The organism is Pseudomonas sp. 32A, from assembly GCF_052682255.1.
In genome coordinates, this window is record NZ_JBQYLY010000001.1 from 5,644,721 (window position 1) to 5,660,998 (window position 16,278).

A 16,278-nucleotide genomic window follows, 5' to 3' on the forward strand; every position below is an offset into this window, starting at 1 on the left:
GGTACGCAGAGCCGCCAATTCTACTGTGCTAATGAACCTATTGCGCGTACGCCCTGCTTTTTGTGGCGAGGGAGCTTGCTGTGGTGAAGGAGCTTGCTGGTGAAAGGAGCTTGCTGTGGCGAGGGAGCTTGCTCCCGCTGGGCTGCGAAGCAGACCCAAAACAGGCAAATGCGCTTCTTCCTGGAAAACCGCATCAGCCGGATAAGGGCCGCTTCGCGCCCCAGCGGGAGCAAGCTCCCTCGCCACAGCAATCTCCTTCACCACAGAAAACTGTCTCACACTCATTGAGGTGTCTGGCGAAGTTAAACGTCGCGCATCAAAAGGCCGAAGCGCAGATCCGTCTCCGCCGGGATCGGCAGATACACCGTATGGCCGTCGCCCGGTGCCACTTCGATAGCCTCGCCCTTGGCGTTGTGCAGCGTGGCCAGGTCAAAGTGGAAATTCCCCGCCGGGGTCATCAGTTCCAGGTGATTACCCACGGCAAACCGGTTCTTCACCTTGACCTCGGCCAGCTCGCCGCGCCGTTCACCGGTGAGCTCGCCGACGAACTGCTGACGTTCAGACACCGAGCTGCCGTTCTGGTAGTTCTGGTATTCATCGTGCACGTGTCGGCGCAGGAAACCTTCGGTGTAACCGCGCTGGGCCAGGGATTCGAGGTTGGTCATCAAGTCCCGGTCAAACTCGCGCCCGGCCACGGCATCGTCGATGGCCTGGCGATACACCTGGGTGGTGCGGGCGCAGTAGAAGTGGGATTTGGTGCGGCCTTCGATCTTCAGCGAATGCACGCCCATGCGCGTCAGCCGCTCGACGTGCTGCACCGCCCGCAGATCCTTGGCGTTCATGATGTAGGTGCCGTGCTCGTCTTCGAAGGCGGGCATCTGCTCGTCGGGGCGGTTGGCCTCCTGCAACAGGAACACCTGGTCAGTGGGCGCGCCGAGGCCCAGGGTCGGCTCGGGTGCGTACTGCTGGACGATGTCGCCGACGGCGTTTTCCACCGCCGGCGTCGCCTGGTATTTCCAGCGGCAGGCGTTGGTGCAGGTGCCTTGGTTGGCATCGCGTTTGTTCATGTAGCCCGACAGCAGGCAGCGCCCGGAATAGGCCATGCACAGCGCGCCGTGCACAAATACTTCCAGCTCCATGGCGGGGACTTGCTGACGGATTTCCTCGATCTCTTCCAGCGACAGCTCCCGGGACAGGATGATCCGGCAAATGCCTTGGGCCTGCCAGAACTCGACGCTGGCCCAGTTAACCGTATTGGCCTGTACCGACAGGTGGATCGGCATGTGTGGGAAGTGCCGGCGCACCAGCATGATCAGGCCAGGGTCGGACATGATCAGCGCATCCGGGCCCATGGCGATCACCGGGGCGAGGTCCTTGAGGAAGGTTTTCAGCTTGGCGTTGTGGGGCGCGATATTCACCACCACGTAGAAGCGTTTGCCCTGGGCCTGGGCTTCCTGGATTCCGAGGGCGAGGTTGGCGTGGTCGAACTCGTTATTGCGCACCCGCAGGCTGTAGCGCGGTTGCCCGGCGTAGACGGCATCGGCGCCGTAGGCAAAGGCATAACGCATGTTTTTCAGGGTGCCGGCGGGGGCGAGCAGTTCGGGGGCGATAACGGGGGGCATGGGTTCAGGTCGCAAAAGGGCGGCAGGGTAGCGGTGCCCGCCGCAACGTTTATTGATCCAGATCTAAGAAGTAGGGCACTCGCAGGATTTGCAGCGGACTAAGCATCAGGGTGCACATGAGTGTCCTGCGTTTTTTGAGATGGATCGGCCATGAATCAGACCAACCTGCAATTCAAAACCCTGCTGTTACTGCTTGTCCTGGTGACCATCGCGTTTATCTGGATTCTGCTGCCGTTTTACGGTGCGGTGTTCTGGGCGGTGATCCTGGGGATCATCTTTGCGCCGATGCAACGGCGCTTCCAGCAACGATTTGGCTGGAACCGCAACTTCACTTCACTGGCAACCCTGATGGTGTGCCTGGTGATCGCGATTCTGCCGGTGATTATCACCAGTGCCTTGCTGGTGCAGGAGGGCGCCACGCTTTACAAGAACGTCGAGAGCGGCAAGCTCGACGTTGCCGGATATATCGAGCAGTTCAAGAACTTCCTGCCGCCGTACTTCCAGCACCTGCTGGACCGCTTCGGCATGGGCAACCTGGAAGGCTTGCGGGAGAAAATCGTCAAGAGCGCGATGCAGGGCAGCCAGTTTTTTGCGACCCAGGCGTTCAGCTTTGGCCAGGGCACGTTTGATTTCCTGGTGAGCTTTTTCATTATGCTGTACTTGCTGTTCTTCCTGCTGCGCGATGGTCCCGAGCTGGTGCGCAAGGTGCGCACCGCGGTGCCGCTGGCCGAACCGCAAAAGCGTCGCCTGCAACTGAAGTTCAACCGGGTGGTTCGGGCTACGGTGAAAGGCAACGTGCTGGTGGCGGTCACGCAAGGTGCGTTGGGTGGCTTGATCTTCTGGTTCCTGGACATTCCCAGCGCGTTGCTCTGGGCGGTGTTGATGGCGTTTCTGTCGCTGCTGCCAGCGGTGGGCGCGGGGATTGTGTGGGGCCCGGTGGCGGCGTATTTCCTGCTGAGCGGGGCGATCTGGCAGGGCGTGGTGCTTGGGCTGTTCGGGGTGTTTGTGATCGGGCTGGTGGACAATGTGCTGAGGCCCATCCTGGTGGGCAAGGACACCCGTATGCCGGATTACCTGATCCTTATCTCAACCTTGGGCGGCCTGTCGATCTTTGGCCTGAACGGGTTTGTCATCGGCCCGTTGATTGCTGCGTTGTTCATGTCCAGTTGGGCGCTGTTTGTCGAAACCAAACCGCGGATTCAATTGCCTTAGGCATGAAAACAATGGGCCATTCTGACCGACAGGGCCTGGGCGGCTGGCAACGAGGTGAGCGGGCCGCTGACGGGTTCGCCATCGCGTACCAGGTACCAGCAGGCGAGCAGGCCCAGCTCCCGAAGAGGGGCGGGAACGGCACTGCCGATGACAGACATGATTTGAATAGTGGGCATGACGACCTCCAATAAGCGATGGAGGTGACATTACGGGGTGCAGGCCTTAAGTGAAAATTAACCCGCTCGATAGTCGACATCACTGTTATCGAGCGATCAATCAGTCGACAACCTGGTCAAGCATGTGCACCACTTCCTGTTCACTGAGCAGGCCCTTGCGCACCAGGTTTTCCGTCAGCAAGGAAAGGAACTTGGCGTTGCGATGGCCTTCCAGGGCCTTGAGTTCGGTCAGTACGCTGTAGACCTTGCTGGAGGTGCAGAGGCCGGCGGTGCGATGGGGGTTTTGCGTGGGCATGGTCAATCGTCCTTGTTGTTATTGACTGGACATCGTTGATAGTGGAGGCCTTTTAAGACACAAACATGACAGCGCAGACCCGGTTCGGGCAAGCGTCTATTGAGATCAATGATGTGGGATTTGGCCACAGCCATTGTCCTTATAACGACCTTTGCGAGATTTATTCAGACCAACAGGCCAAAAAAAGGCCCCGCTTTTAGGGCGGAGCCTGTTCGTGTGTGTGTCAGTTCATGCTTACCAGCCGCGACCGTAATAGCCGTGTGGAGGGCCGTAGTAGCCACGCGGTGGGCCGTAATAGACCGGTGCCGGGCGGTAATAAACCCGTTGCTGCACATACACCGGCGGTGGCGGTGCGTAGTAGACCGGCGGCGGAGCGGCATACACCGGCTGCGGCTGGACATACACCGGCTGTTGCACATACACCGGTTGCTGCTGGCTGGCGACAATCGAGCCGCCTACCACTGCACCGACTACAGCTCCCAGTGCAAGCGGGGCACCCCAACCACCACCGTGGGCGGAGGCCTGTCCTGCTATAGCGAGTGCACCGATAAGCAAGGCGATCTTGGGGAGTTTACGAATCATGGTCATTCCTCGGTTAGCCCCTGCGCTTGTGGTCTGCAATCAATAGACTCAAGGATTGTCGCGGGGATACTTTTAAGACAGCGTATTTCTGAAAAACAGCACAGCCGATAGGTAAAGGTTGTGTAAGGTCTGTATCGGCGGGCTTACACGAGCGGCCGGGCACAGTGCGTATGATTAACCACGACCCGCCGGCGCGGGTATTCCGTCTATCCGAAATCGCCTCTGGAATGGCTTCAAGGAGTTACCGATGCAGATGAACCCCAACAAGGACACCCAACTGTGCATGTCACTGTCGGCACGCCCCGGGAACTTTGGCCTGCGCTTTCATAACCATCTGTACGAACAGTTGGGGCTGAATTTCTATTACAAGGCGTTCAGCAGCCAGGACTTGCCGGGCGCCGTGGGTGGCATACGTGCGTTGGGCATTCGTGGGTGTGGCGTGTCGATGCCGTTCAAGGAGGCGTGCATTGCCTTGGTGGACGAGTTGGATGCTTCGGCGCAGGCCATTGCGTCGATCAATACCATCGTCAATACCAACGGCCATCTGAAGGCTTACAACACCGATTACATCGCTATTGAGCAACTGCTGAAGAAGCATGCAGTGCCCAAGGACTCGACCTTCGCCTTGCGTGGTAGTGGCGGCATGGCCAAGGCCGTGGCCAGCGCATTGCGCGATGGTGGTTACGCCAAGGGCGTGATTGTGGCGCGTAATGAAGTGGCGGGCCCGGCGCTGGCCCGGAGCCTGGGTTATGAATGGCAGGCGGAGTTGGGGGCTTTACGTCCGCAGATGCTGATCAACGTTACACCGGTCGGCATGACGGGCGGGGCGGAAGCTGACCAGTTAGCCTTTGAGGCCGACGCGATTGATGTGGCCGAGACGGTATTCGATGTGGTGGCGATTCCCTCGGAAACGCCACTGATCCTGCGGGGCCGCGCTCAGGGCAAACGCGTGATCACCGGTTTGGAAGTGATCGCCATCCAGGCCTTGGAGCAGTTCGTGTTGTACACCGGCGTACGGCCGACGGATGAGCAGTTTCAGGCGGCGGTGGCGTTTGCCCGGAGCTGAAGTTGAGAGCGCTATCCTGTGAGGGCGCGGGCTTTTGTGGTCAGGCTTTTTTGTGGCGAGGGGGCTTGTCCCCCGTTGGGCTGCGCAGCAGCCCCAATAAGCTCACCGCATTCTGTCAGTTAGAACCCGGTCGCAGGTTTGGGGGCCGCTGCGCAGCCCAACGGGGGACAAGCCCCCTCGCCACAGAGGTCTCCGGTGCTGGCTACTCCAGCCGTGAAAGGCGCTCCTCCAGCGCAGCAATCCGCGCTTCCAACTCTTCGATACGCTCCAGGGAAACCCCGCTTCCCGCACCACGCTCCACCGGATTGCCACGGGCCGCCAGGATCGCTTCGATATCCGCCGGGTCGCCCAGGGCATGCATGTACCGGTCTTCCCGCTGCCCCGACTGACGCGGCACCAACAACGCCAACCCTCGGGCAATCAGGCGTTCCAGTTGGTGCACAACCTGCTCGGTGTCTTCAAATTCATGCATGCGCCCGCTGCGGGTCAGCAGTTCGTTGACCGTCTGCGGCCCCCGCAGGAACAGCAAGCCACTGAGAATCACCTGGGCCGGCACCAGCTCCAGCGCCTTGTCCACCCGATGCTCCCAGCGATCGGCGCGGCTGCCCATCACCAGCCGGGTAAAACCGCGACCTTCCAGGGCCCGCAGGCTCTGGCCGACCTGGCCCTGGCTGAGGTTCATCACCGGTTCGCGGCTGGTTTTCTGGTTGCAGGCGATCACCAGCGCGTTGAGGGTCAACGGGTAGGTTTCAGGGCTGGTGGCCTGTTTTTCGATCAGGCAGCCCAGGATGCGGATTTCCGTGCTGTTCAGGCGCGGCTCTTCGGAAGTGGTGTCGTGCTCGGTGGTCATCGCGCTTTCCCTAATGCAGTGAGCCCACTAGCCTAATCCTGAAAAAATAAAAGACAAGCGGCGCCGGCGGCCAGCATGTCTATAATCGCGGCTGTTTCAAACCCTGCCACAACTGTCGAGACTGTCATGACTATTTCCCTGTACGCCGCTTCCCTCCCGGTCTTCAAGCAAATGCTCAACGCCCTGAGCGATGTGCTGAACAAGGCCGAAGCCCACGCCACCGCCAAGAACATCGACCCGAACGCCTTCCTGCAAGCGCGCCTGTACCCGGATATGTTCCCGCTGGTGCGTCAGGTGCAGATCGCTGTCGACTTCGCCAAAGGCGTTTCTGCCCGCCTGGCTGAAATCGAAGTTCCGAAATACGACGACGCAGAAGTCACCTTCGCCGACCTGCAAGCGCTGATTGCCAAGGTCCTGGCGTTTATCGACACCATCACCCCGGCCCAGGTCGACGGTAAAGAAGGCATCGAAATCATCACCCGCCCTGGCACGCCGAAAGAGAAGCGTTTCAGCGGCCAGTCGTACCTGCTGAGCTACGGCCTGCCGCAGTTCTTCTTCCACGTCACCACTGCTTACGCCTTGTTGCGTCACAACGGTGTGGAAGTGGGCAAGCGCGATTACATGGGCGCGTTCTAAGCCTTCAGGCATAAAAAAGCCCGGGGCGGTTCATTTGCGAACCGCCCCGGGCTTTTTTGTGCGGGTAAGGTTTACGCGGTCTGTTCTTCTTTGCCCAGGCACGCTGCAGCGGTGAACAGCACGTCGGTGGATGAGTTCAGCGCGGTTTCCGCCGAGTCCTGCAACACGCCGATGATGAAGCCCACGGCCACCACCTGCATGGCGATTTCGCTGGGAATGCCGAACAGGCTGCACGCCAGCGGGACCAACAGCAGCGAACCCCCGGCAACCCCCGACGCGCCGCAGGCACACACCGCAGCGACCACACTGAGCAACACGGCGGTGGGGATGTCCACGGCAATGCCCAGGGTGTGCACGGCGGCCAGGGTCAGTACGGTGATGGTGATGGCCGCGCCGGCCATATTGATGGTGGCACCCAGCGGAATCGACACCGAGTAGGTGTCTTCATGCAGGCCCAGGCGTTTGCTCAACGCCAGGTTGACCGGAATGTTGGCCGCCGAACTGCGGGTGAAAAACGCGGTGATACCACTTTCCCGCAGGCACATCAGCACCAGCGGGTAAGGGTTGCGGCGCAGCTTCCAGAACACGATGGCCGGGTTGATCACCAACGCGACGAACAGCATGCAGCCGATCAACACCAGCAACAGGTGCGCATAGCCCAACAGGGCGCCGAAGCCGGACGTGGCGAGGGTCGAGGCCACCAGGCCGAAGATCCCCAGGGGCGCGAAGCGGATCACCATGCGCACGATCAGCGTAATGCCATTGGACAGGTCCCCCAGCACGGTGCGGGTGGTGTCGCTGGCATGGCGAATGGCGATGCCCATGCCGATGGCCCAGGCGAGGACGCCAATGAAGTTGGCGTTCATCAGCGCGCTGACCGGGTTGTCCACCACGCTGAGCAACAGGCTTTGCAGCACCTCGCCGATGCCGCCGGGGGCGCTGACAGTCAGGTCGTGGGTGGCCAGTACCAGCGAGGAGGGGAACAGCGTGCTGGCGATCACCGCCACCACGGCAGCAGCAAAAGTGCCCAGCAGGTACAGGAACAGGATCGGCCGGATATGGGTTTCCTGGCCGTGCTTGTGGTTGGCAATCGAAGCCATCACCAGCACAAACACCAGGATGGGCGCCACGGCCTTGAGCGCCGAGACAAAGACCTTGCCGATAAACCCGGTGGCTTGTGCGACGTCGGGTAACAGCAGGGCCAACAGGATACCGGCGATCAGGCCGATGATGATTTGGGTGACCAGGCTGATAGACATCAGGCGTTGAAAGAGGGAAGGGGCAGCAGTCATAAAAGGGTTGTCTCTAGTTTTTTTAATAGATGCAGCTAGGCAGCATGAATCTGGCAGGGGCGAAGTCTAACATCTGTAGGAAACGTCTAATCCGGGTGCGGCGTTCCGTCGCCACGATGGGACACATTCTGTTAACATTGCCCATCCTCTTATCTCTTCTCTATCAGCGGGCCCTCCGGGCTGTCGTTGATGTCGCTGTTTTCTGGAGTTTTTGATGTTGTTTCCGATCCTGCTGTTGTCGGCGGCCGGTTTTACCGTGCTGACCACAGAGTTCATCATTGTCGGCCTGTTGCCTTCCATCGCCCGGGACCTCGATGTCAGCGTGTCCCAGGCCGGGTTGCTGGTGACGTTGTTCGCCTTCACCGTGGCGGCGTTTGGCCCGTTCCTGACCGCGTATTTCGCGCGGTTCGAGCGCAAGCGGCTGTTTATCACGATCCTGATCATGTTCGGCCTGGCCAACACTCTGGCGGCTATGGCCTCGAATATCTGGGTCATGTCCCTGGCCCGGTTGATCCCGGCGCTGGGGCTGCCGGTGTTCTGGGCCCTGGCCAGCGAGACGGCGGTGGACATCGTCGGGCCGGATTTCGCTGGCCGCGCAATTGAAAAGATCGGCTTCGGCATCGTATGTGCCACAGTCTTCGGGATTCCGGTGGGCACGCTGATTTCCGATATGTTCGGCTGGCGCACCGCTTTCGGCATTCTTGCCGTGGTGGCGTTTGCCAAGGCCTTGCTGCTGTTTATCTACCTGCCGAAAACCCGTGCAAAGAACGACCAGGTCAGCTTGCGCTCGCAGTTCAAGATCTTGCGCAGCCCGCTGATGCAGGGCCATATCCTGCTGTCGATCCTGGTGTTCAGCGGCATGTTCACCGCCTACACGTACCTGGCGGACATCCTTGAGCGCCTGGCGGGTTTCGACGGCACGGTGGTGGGTTGGTGCCTGATGGGCTTTGGCGCGGTCGGCCTGATCGGCAACTCCTTGGGCGGGCGCATGGTCGACCGGCATCCGCTGATTGCGTCGATGGTGTTCTGCGGCTTCATGATCGCGGGCATGGTGGCGCTGGTGCCTGCCATCCATTCCACCATCGGGCTGGCGGCGGCGATGGCCGTATGGGGCGTGACCCAGGCGGCATTGTTTCTGGTCAGCCATGTGCGGCTGATGAAGGCCGCGCCTCATGCGCCGGCCTTTGCCGCCTCGCTGAACATCGCCGGGGCCAACCTGGGGATTGGCCTGGGGGCGTTGGTGGGCGGTCACGTGATCGACACCCTGGGCCTTGGCAGCCTCGGCTTTGCGGCGGCCGGTTTTATCCTGCTGTCGATCCTGCTGGCGCTGTGGCTGATGACTGCCAAGACCCGCGCCGTCTGCGCCTGAGTCTTCAGGGCAGGGCCGTAAACAGCTCCCGTCTTGCACCTTCGGTAATCGCCACGATGCCGGGGTGCTTGACCTTGCGCTCTACCGAGATCGCATAAAACGACTCGGTCACCGCATCCGTCTGGCCGATCAGCACCACGCCATATTGGCGTTCCACCTCATCGGCAATCACGCTGGGCGCGATAAAAATCCCGCTGCCGGATTGGCCGAAGGCCTGCATCAACGCGCTGTCGTCAAACTCCCCGACAATCCGTGGCTGGATCTGCTGCTCGGCAAACCAGCGCAGCAAACGGCTGCGCACTACTGTCTCGGCGCCCGGAATCAACAGCGGCGCACCCTGCAGGCATTGTGGGAAATCGCCGCGATGCTGGTCAGCCAAGGCCTGGGTCGCGAAAAAACTGATCCCGCATTCCCCCAACTTCTGGCTGTAGCCCTTGATGTCCAGGTGCGGGGGCATCGGGCTGTCGGAGATCACCAGGTCCAGGCGCTGGATCGCCAGGTCTGCCAGCAAGCGTTCGAGTTTGTCTTCACGGCAGGTAATGCGGATCGGCTCGCTCAATTCCATGGTTGGCGCAATCAGCCGGTAGACGATGGACTTGGGCACCACATCCGCCACGCCGACCCGGAACACAATCTGCTGCTCGTTGGGCTGGGTGCGCAGCATCGCCTCCAGCTCATTGCCCAGCTGGAACATCTGCTCGGCATAGGGCAGGGCCTGGCGCCCGGCTTCCGTGAGTTCCAGCTGGCGTCCGACCTTTTGAAACAACGCCACGCCAAAAGTCTGCTCCAGCAGGCTGATCTGCCCGCTGATGGTTTGCGGCGTGAGGTTCAGTTGCTCGCAGGCGCGCACGATGCTGCCGGTCTTGGCGACGACCCAGAAGTAGTGCAGTTGTCGGTAATTGAGCATGGCGGCCAACACTTCGTGAAAACCGAAGTATAAATGAAAAAAATACGAATTTTACTGAAGTGTTCATCTGCATAGAATGCGTCGCTATCGAGGGGCCACTACTTGGACCCAACGGTTCTAACGAGGAACGCATCATGAAACTCAAATCTCTGGGCGCAACGGCGTTACTTGGGCTTTCATTAGTCATGCTCAGTGGCTGTGACCAAGCGGAAAAAAGCGCGCAACAACTGCTGGGTAAAGCCTCCGAGTCGGCCAAACAAGTGATTGACGACACTCATCAGGCCGCCGAGCAGGCGTTGAGTGACGCGACCAAGGGCTTGATTGCTCCGCCGGAGCGCAAGCAGGACAACGAGGAACAGGAAGACAACACGCCTGAGTCCACCTCCCAAGAAACCTGATACCCGCACATCACACCAGGACTGAACTATGGAATACCTCTTACAACTGGCCGCCAGCCCGACCGCGTGGATCGCACTGGCTACTCTGATCGTCATGGAGATCGTGCTGGGGATCGATAACCTGATCTTTATCTCGATCCTGACCAACAAGTTGCCGGTGCAACACCGGGCCAAGGCCCGCCGCATCGGCATCAGCATGGCATTGATCCTGCGTCTGGGCCTGTTGAGCACCATTGCCTTTATCGTGCAGTTGACCGAGCCGGTCATCGATATCCTGGGGCAGTCGTTCTCCTGGAAGGACATGATCCTGATCGCCGGTGGCCTGTTCCTGGTGTGGAAGGCGACCACCGAGATCCATCACAGCATGGACCCTGAGAAGGAGCATGTGGACAGCGGCACACCGAGCGTAAGCCTGGGCTTCGCTTCGGCGATTGGCCAGATTCTGTTGCTGGACCTGGTGTTCTCCATCGACAGCATCATCACCGCCGTGGGCATGACCGAGCACTTGCCGATCATGATCATTGCCGTGGTGGTCTCGGTCATCGTGATGCTGGTGGCCGCCGAGCCGTTGGCCAAGTTCATCAACGAGAACCCGACGATTGTGATGTTGGCTTTGGGCTTCCTCATCATGATCGGTATGACGTTGATTGCCGAAGGTTTCGGCGCCCATGTGCCAAAAGGCTATGTGTACGCGGCCATGGCGTTCTCGGCGGCTATCGAGTGCCTGAACATGATGCGACGCAACCGGCATAAACGGCTTGCTGCCAAACACTAAGGGCTGAACATAAAGGCCGACTGCATGCAGTCGGCCTTTTGCTGTCTGCTAGAATCCGCCCACTTGACGCCTTGAGGGATACCCATGAACGAGCCGATTCGCCTGACCCAATACAGCCACGGTGCTGGTTGCGGTTGCAAGATCTCACCTCAGGTACTGGAAGTGATCCTCGCCGGCAGTGGCGCACAGAACCTCGACCCCAAGCTCTGGGTAGGCAACGCTTCGCGCGATGACGCGGCGGTGTATGCCATCGACGACGAGCGCGGCGTGGTGTCTACCACCGATTTTTTCATGCCGATTGTCGATGATCCCTTCGACTTCGGCCGTATTGCCGCCACCAACGCCATCAGCGATATCTACGCCATGGGTGGCGATCCGTTGATGGCCATCGCGATTCTCGGCTGGCCGGTCAACGTGCTGGCCCCGGAAATTGCCCGGGAAGTGATTCGCGGCGGTCGCTCCGTGTGTGACGCTGCCGGGATTCCCCTGGCCGGTGGCCACTCCATCGACGCCCCCGAGCCGATCTTCGGCCTGGCCGTCACCGGGCTGGTGGAAAAACGCCACATGAAGCGCAACGACACCGCCACCGCCGGTTGTCAGCTGTACCTGACCAAACCCTTGGGTATCGGCATCCTCACCACCGCCGAAAAGAAGGGCAAGTTGCGCGAGGCTGATATCGGCCTGGCCCGTGACTGGATGTGCACCCTCAACAAACCCGGCAGCCGTTTTGGCAAGCTGGCCGGTGTCACGGCCATGACCGACGTCACCGGTTTCGGCCTGTTGGGCCACCTGGTGGAAATGGCCGACGGCAGCAATGTGACTGCCCGCATCGAATACGAAAAAGTCCCACGCCTGCCCGGGGTTGAGTACTACCTGGAGCAGGGCTGCGTGCCTGGCGGCACCTTGCGCAACTTCGACAGCTACGCCAGCAAGCTGGGGCGCCTGAACGAACTGCACAAACGCGTGCTGTGCGACCCGCAAACCAGCGGCGGCCTGCTGGTGGCGGTCACGCCCGAAGGCAATGCCGAATTCCTTGCCGTGGCGGCGGAACTGGGCCTGAACCTTGAGCCGATCGGCGAACTGGTTGAGCGACAGACCAACGCGGTAGAGGTGTTCTGATGCCCATCGACATCACCGATTACCGCGATATCTTTCTCAACGACCGGCCGATGATGGATACCCGCGCGCCGATCGAGTTCATCAAGGGCGCGTTCCCCGGGGTGATCAACCTGCCGTTGATGACCGACGACGAGCGCGAACGGGTGGGTACCTGTTACAAGCAGCAAGGCCAGCAGGCGGCCATTGTTCTCGGTCACGAACTGGTGTCCGGGGTGATCAAGGCCGAACGTATCGAACACTGGGCGCGCTTCGCCCAGGCCAATCCTGATGGCTTGCTGTATTGCTTTCGCGGCGGGATGCGTTCGCAGATTGCCCAGCGATGGTTGAAAACCGAGGCGGGTATCGACTATCCGCGAGTGGGCGGTGGCTACAAAGCCATGCGAACCTTCCTGCTCGACACCGTTGAAGGCGCCACCGCGCAATGCGACTTCGTGTTGCTGGGCGGCATGACCGGCACCGGCAAGACCGAAGTGCTCGGCCAGTTGAACAACGCCCTGGACCTGGAAGGCCACGCCAACCATCGCGGCTCCAGCTTCGGCAAGCGCGCCACGGCGCAACCCTCCAACATCGACTTCGAAAACCGCCTGGCGGTGGACCTGCTGAAAAAGCGTGCCGCCGGTATCGAGCAGTTCGTGGTCGAGGATGAGAGCCGCATGATCGGCAGCTGCGCCCTGCCATTACCCTTGCACAAGGGCATGCAGGGCTTTCCGATGGTCTGGCTGGAAGACAGCGTTGAAGGCCGCGTGGAGCGCATCCTGAAGGATTACGTGGTGGACCTTTGCGCTGAGTTTGTCACGGTGTTTGGCGAGACTGGCCAGGAACTGTTTGCCGAACGCCTGACCCAGAGCCTGGGCAATATCCACAAGCGCCTGGGCGGCGAGCGGTTTGCGCGGTTGTACGCGATCATGCAGGACGCCTTGGCGGAGCAAGCTCGCAGCGGTGCGGTGGAGTTGCACCGTGGCTGGATTGAGGGGTTGTTGCGTGAGTATTACGACCCGATGTACGCCTTTCAGCGGGAAAGCAAAGGTGCGCGCATCGAGTTTGCGGGAGAGCAAGCGGCGGTGGTGGAGTATTTCCGGGACAGGCTCGCTCGGCGTAAGTAATTGATTGAGTTGGCCGGCCCTTTCGCGAGCAAGCCCGCTCCCACATTCGACCGCATTCCTACAGGATAAACGCGGTCGAATGTGGGAGCGGGCTTGCTCGCGAAGAGGCCCTCAAACTCACCCAATCACTACAGGATAAACGCCCCGATCAGCCCACACACCACCCCCATCAGCATGGTCAGGCCGGCCACAGTCACCAGCACCCGCGCGTCGAAGTCCTTGCGCAGCATCAGCAGCGACGGCAGGCTCACGCTCGGCAGGGTCATCAGCAGGGCCACGGCCGGGCCGGTACCCATGCCGAGGGTCATCATGGTCTGCACAATCGGAATTTCGGCGGCAGTCGGAATCACAAACAACGTGCCGACAATCGCCAGCGGCACCAGCCATACCAGGCTGTTGGCCATGGCGCCGTCAACGTGGGGAAACAGCCAGACCCGCGCCGCGCCGAGGATCAGCACGGCCAGGATGTACACCGGAATCGTGCTCCAGAACAGCTGCCACAGGGTGCGCAGCCAGCGGCTCAGGAACGGTTCGGTTTCGGTAAGGCTGGCTTGGGCCACGGCGTCCAGTGCCGCTTCCGGCACCTGCTCCGGCCGCGCAATGCGCTGCGCCACCAGCGACACACCCACCACCAGCACGATCCCGGCCACCAACCGCAGCGCGGTAAAGCCCCAGCCCAGCACAAAACCCATGAACACCAGCGTCGCCGGGTTCAACACGGGGTTGGCAATCCAGAACGCCAGCGCCGCGCCCACCGACACCTTCTGCCGACGCATACCGGCGGCCACCGGGGCGGCGCAGCAACTGCACATCATCCCTGGCAAGGCGAAGAGCCCGCCACGCAGGGTGGAACCCAGGCCGGCGCGACCAAACAGGCGCAACAGCCAGTCTCGGGGGATCAGCACTTGCAGCAATGAGCCAAGAATGACCGCCAGCACAGCGGCTTTCCAGATCGCCAGGAAATACACCTGGGCGTAGGCCAACGCAGCGGCCAGTGGCGCGCTTTGCTGGTCGTTGAGAATCGACGCACCGATGCTGTGGTTATCTGCCGCAATAAACGCCTTGGCGTAGTATGGCGACCACTTCACGTAGTAGAGGCCGATGCAGGCTACCAGCAGGAACAGCGCTGGTTTCCACCAGAAGGACCAGCCCCGGGCAGGCTGGGTGGAGGAGAGGTTGGACATGTGGATGATCCGCAGCTGAGTCAATAGCGCAGCATCATACGCTGTGGCACTCAGATATCGGCGCTAACCTGCGTTGCATCCGGGCAACTCTGTTCGCCGTTATCCAGCCCTTGCTTGTAATTGCGGCTCAGCAGCGTGGCCTTGCCGTTGTGCCAGGTCAGCGTCAGCACGTACAAGGTGTCGAAATCACTGCCGGACCAATCGTCGGTAATCACATGTTTTTCGCCTACCGCTTCACTGGCCACCTTGTTGATCAACTCCGGCAGGTAGCCGTGGGACCAGGCGGTGTAGATCACGGCGTTATGGTACTTATCTTCCACCAGCTCATCGGCGAGGGCGCTGGTGTCATTGGCCGAGAAGTTGATGTTCACCGGCAACCCGAGCTTGATGGCGCTGGGGCTGATGGTCATCAGTGGGCGAATGTAGCTGTAGGAGTTGTCTTTCTCGCCTTCCTCGACGTTGCGGGTCGGGTTGGCGGCAAACACAAAGTCAGCCTTGCCGAATTTTTCCGGCAGGACGCTGGCCAGGTTCATCGCGCGGTTCAAACCCTGGCAATTGAGCTGGCCGAGGCCGCCGGCGGGTTTTTCGGCATGGCGCAGGAACACCAGGGTTTGCACGCCGTCGACCTGCTGGGCGCGGCTGATTCTGGATTCGAGGGTCAGGCCGACTGCGGCGCCTACCAGTAATACCGGCAGTAGGATGTAGGAGTAGCGTTTCAGGCGTTTCGCAAGGCACAGAGGCTTGATAGTCATTGAGGCTCGAGTCTTCGTGCAGCGGGTTAAGGCGGACAAGCCAGGTGTTCCGTGTCGTGAAAGTGGCTTCCTTGGGGTCGCACTTAAGAGTGCAACCGGGCACTTTGGTTCGTTACAGGTGGACAATGGGGCGGCATCCCTGCCGAGTGCAGGAGATTAACCGGCGGATGTTGCGGATTTAAGTCGGGTGCGCGCCGACGGTTCAGCCACTATTATCAGGGTTTTAACTGGGCTTTTGCGATGAACTCACTGACAGACTTTCCCATCACCGCCAAATGGCCGGCCCGGCATCCTGAGCGCCTGCAGCTCTATTCCTTGCCGACGCCCAACGGGGTGAAGGTGTCGATCATGCTGGAGGAGCTCGGGTTGCCTTACGAGGCGCACAAAGTCAGCTTCGAGACCCAGGACCAGCTCAGCGCCGAATTCATGTCGTTGAACCCCAACAACAAGATCCCGGCGATCATCGACCCCAATGGCCCCGGCGGCCAGGCGCTGGGCTTGTTCGAGTCGGGCGCGATCCTGATCTACCTTGCCGAAAAGAGCGGCGAGTTGCTGCCCGAAGACCCGGCAATGCGTTATGAGACGATCCAGTGGCTGATGTTCCAGATGGCCGGCATCGGGCCGATGTTTGGCCAGGTTGGGTTCTTCAATAAGTTCGCCGGCGCTGCCTACGAGGACAAACGCCCGCGTGACCGCTACGTCGCTGAGGCGCGCCGCTTGCTGGAGGTGCTGGAAAAGCGCCTGCTGGGCCGCACCTGGATCATGGGCGACGAGTACAGTATCGCCGACATCGCCACCTTTCCATGGGTGCGCAACCTGATTGGTTTCTACGAGTCCGGCGACCTGGTCGGCATCACCGACTTCGCGAACGTGCTGCGGGCGCTGGACGGGTTCGTCGCCCGGCCTGCGGTGATCCGTGGCTTGAACATCCCAGCTTAAG

The 16,278-nt window shown here is 60.6% G+C and carries 18 protein-coding genes; 9 read left to right on the top strand and 9 right to left on the bottom strand.

The annotated features are described in order from the left end of the window. Positions 1-302: 302 nt before the first annotated feature. Positions 303-1,622 (bottom strand): prephenate-dependent tRNA uridine(34) hydroxylase TrhP, encoded by a 1,320-nt coding sequence (trhP, locus tag ACUN0G_RS25910; RefSeq protein ID WP_445574678.1) that lies wholly within the window; start codon positions 1,620-1,622, stop codon positions 303-305. Positions 1,623-1,772: 150 nt separating this feature from the next. Between trhP and ACUN0G_RS25915 the strand changes: the two genes are divergently transcribed. Next, entirely contained in the window at positions 1,773-2,834 is a 1,062-nt protein-coding gene (locus ACUN0G_RS25915) for an AI-2E family transporter (RefSeq protein WP_258346653.1), read from the top strand. Here the strand turns inward: ACUN0G_RS25915 and ACUN0G_RS25920 are convergent. From ACUN0G_RS25920 to ACUN0G_RS25930, 3 genes are all read right to left on the bottom strand, one after another. Continuing rightward, positions 2,831-3,010: a hypothetical protein gene (locus ACUN0G_RS25920; RefSeq protein WP_076016867.1), complete on the bottom strand. Its 180-nt coding sequence runs from the start codon at positions 3,008-3,010 to the stop codon at positions 2,831-2,833. The two genes, ACUN0G_RS25915 and ACUN0G_RS25920, sit on opposite strands and share 4 nt — an antisense overlap. A 100-nt stretch (positions 3,011-3,110) precedes the next feature. Beyond that, positions 3,111-3,305: a hypothetical protein gene (locus tag ACUN0G_RS25925; protein ID WP_003211226.1), complete on the bottom strand. Its 195-nt coding sequence runs from the start codon at positions 3,303-3,305 to the stop codon at positions 3,111-3,113. A 234-nt stretch (positions 3,306-3,539) separates the two neighbouring features. After that, positions 3,540-3,893: a hypothetical protein gene (locus ACUN0G_RS25930; RefSeq protein ID WP_017475503.1), complete on the bottom strand. Its 354-nt coding sequence runs from the start codon at positions 3,891-3,893 to the stop codon at positions 3,540-3,542. Positions 3,894-4,134: 241 nt separating this feature from the next. Between ACUN0G_RS25930 and ACUN0G_RS25935 the strand changes: the two genes are divergently transcribed. After that, positions 4,135-4,953 carry a shikimate 5-dehydrogenase gene (locus ACUN0G_RS25935; protein ID WP_445574679.1) on the top strand — a complete coding sequence of 273 codons (819 nt, stop codon included), beginning with the start codon at positions 4,135-4,137 and terminating at the stop codon, positions 4,951-4,953. Positions 4,954-5,155: 202 nt separating this feature from the next. On the opposite strand, the gene ACUN0G_RS25940 is transcribed toward ACUN0G_RS25935, so the two are convergent. Beyond that, on the bottom strand, positions 5,156-5,803 hold the full coding sequence (locus ACUN0G_RS25940) for a YceH family protein (protein WP_017475501.1): 648 nt from the start codon (positions 5,801-5,803) through the stop codon (positions 5,156-5,158). Positions 5,804-5,929: 126 nt separating this feature from the next. Here ACUN0G_RS25940 and ACUN0G_RS25945 point away from each other — a divergent pair, with 126 nt between their 5' ends. Then, on the top strand, positions 5,930-6,439 hold the full coding sequence (locus ACUN0G_RS25945) for a DUF1993 domain-containing protein (protein WP_445574680.1): 510 nt from the start codon (positions 5,930-5,932) through the stop codon (positions 6,437-6,439). A gap of 71 nt (positions 6,440-6,510) precedes the next feature. Here the strand turns inward: ACUN0G_RS25945 and sstT are convergent, their stop codons facing one another. Continuing rightward, positions 6,511-7,731, bottom strand: coding sequence for a serine/threonine transporter SstT (gene sstT, locus ACUN0G_RS25950; protein WP_445574681.1), 1,221 nt, complete (start codon positions 7,729-7,731; stop codon positions 6,511-6,513). A gap of 214 nt (positions 7,732-7,945) precedes the next feature. On the opposite strand from sstT, the gene ACUN0G_RS25955 reads away from it, so the two are divergent. Further along, positions 7,946-9,100: an MFS transporter gene (locus tag ACUN0G_RS25955; protein WP_102604855.1), complete on the top strand. Its 1,155-nt coding sequence runs from the start codon at positions 7,946-7,948 to the stop codon at positions 9,098-9,100. A 4-nt stretch (positions 9,101-9,104) separates the two neighbouring features. On the opposite strand, the gene nhaR is transcribed toward ACUN0G_RS25955, so the two are convergent. Then, entirely contained in the window at positions 9,105-10,007 is a 903-nt protein-coding gene (gene nhaR, locus ACUN0G_RS25960) for a transcriptional activator NhaR (protein ID WP_258346649.1), read from the bottom strand. A 134-nt stretch (positions 10,008-10,141) separates the two neighbouring features. Between nhaR and ACUN0G_RS25965 the strand changes: the two genes are divergently transcribed. From ACUN0G_RS25965 to mnmH, 4 genes are all read left to right on the top strand, one after another. Beyond that, positions 10,142-10,405, top strand: coding sequence for a hypothetical protein (locus tag ACUN0G_RS25965; protein WP_421523004.1), 264 nt, complete (start codon positions 10,142-10,144; stop codon positions 10,403-10,405). Positions 10,406-10,433: 28 nt separating this feature from the next. After that, complete coding sequence (locus ACUN0G_RS25970) at positions 10,434-11,180, top strand: TerC family protein (RefSeq protein WP_258346647.1); 747 nt, start codon at positions 10,434-10,436, stop codon at positions 11,178-11,180. Positions 11,181-11,264: 84 nt separating this feature from the next. After that, positions 11,265-12,299 carry a selenide, water dikinase SelD gene (selD, locus tag ACUN0G_RS25975; protein WP_258346646.1) on the top strand — a complete coding sequence of 345 codons (1,035 nt, stop codon included), beginning with the start codon at positions 11,265-11,267 and terminating at the stop codon, positions 12,297-12,299. Continuing rightward, complete coding sequence (gene mnmH, locus ACUN0G_RS25980) at positions 12,299-13,402, top strand: tRNA 2-selenouridine(34) synthase MnmH (protein WP_445574682.1); 1,104 nt, start codon at positions 12,299-12,301, stop codon at positions 13,400-13,402. Before selD ends, mnmH begins: the two co-directional genes overlap by 1 nt. A 128-nt stretch (positions 13,403-13,530) precedes the next feature. Here the strand turns inward: mnmH and ACUN0G_RS25985 are convergent, their stop codons facing one another. Next, positions 13,531-14,586 carry a permease gene (locus ACUN0G_RS25985; protein ID WP_088423278.1) on the bottom strand — a complete coding sequence of 352 codons (1,056 nt, stop codon included), beginning with the start codon at positions 14,584-14,586 and terminating at the stop codon, positions 13,531-13,533. Between the two features lie 50 nt (positions 14,587-14,636). Beyond that, positions 14,637-15,338: a histidine phosphatase family protein gene (locus ACUN0G_RS25990; protein WP_421523002.1), complete on the bottom strand. Its 702-nt coding sequence runs from the start codon at positions 15,336-15,338 to the stop codon at positions 14,637-14,639. A gap of 240 nt (positions 15,339-15,578) precedes the next feature. Between ACUN0G_RS25990 and ACUN0G_RS25995 the strand changes: the two genes are divergently transcribed. Beyond that, a complete protein-coding gene (locus ACUN0G_RS25995) occupies positions 15,579-16,277 on the top strand; it encodes a glutathione S-transferase N-terminal domain-containing protein (RefSeq protein WP_445574683.1) in 699 nt (232 codons plus the stop codon). Position 16,278 lies beyond the last annotated feature (1 nt).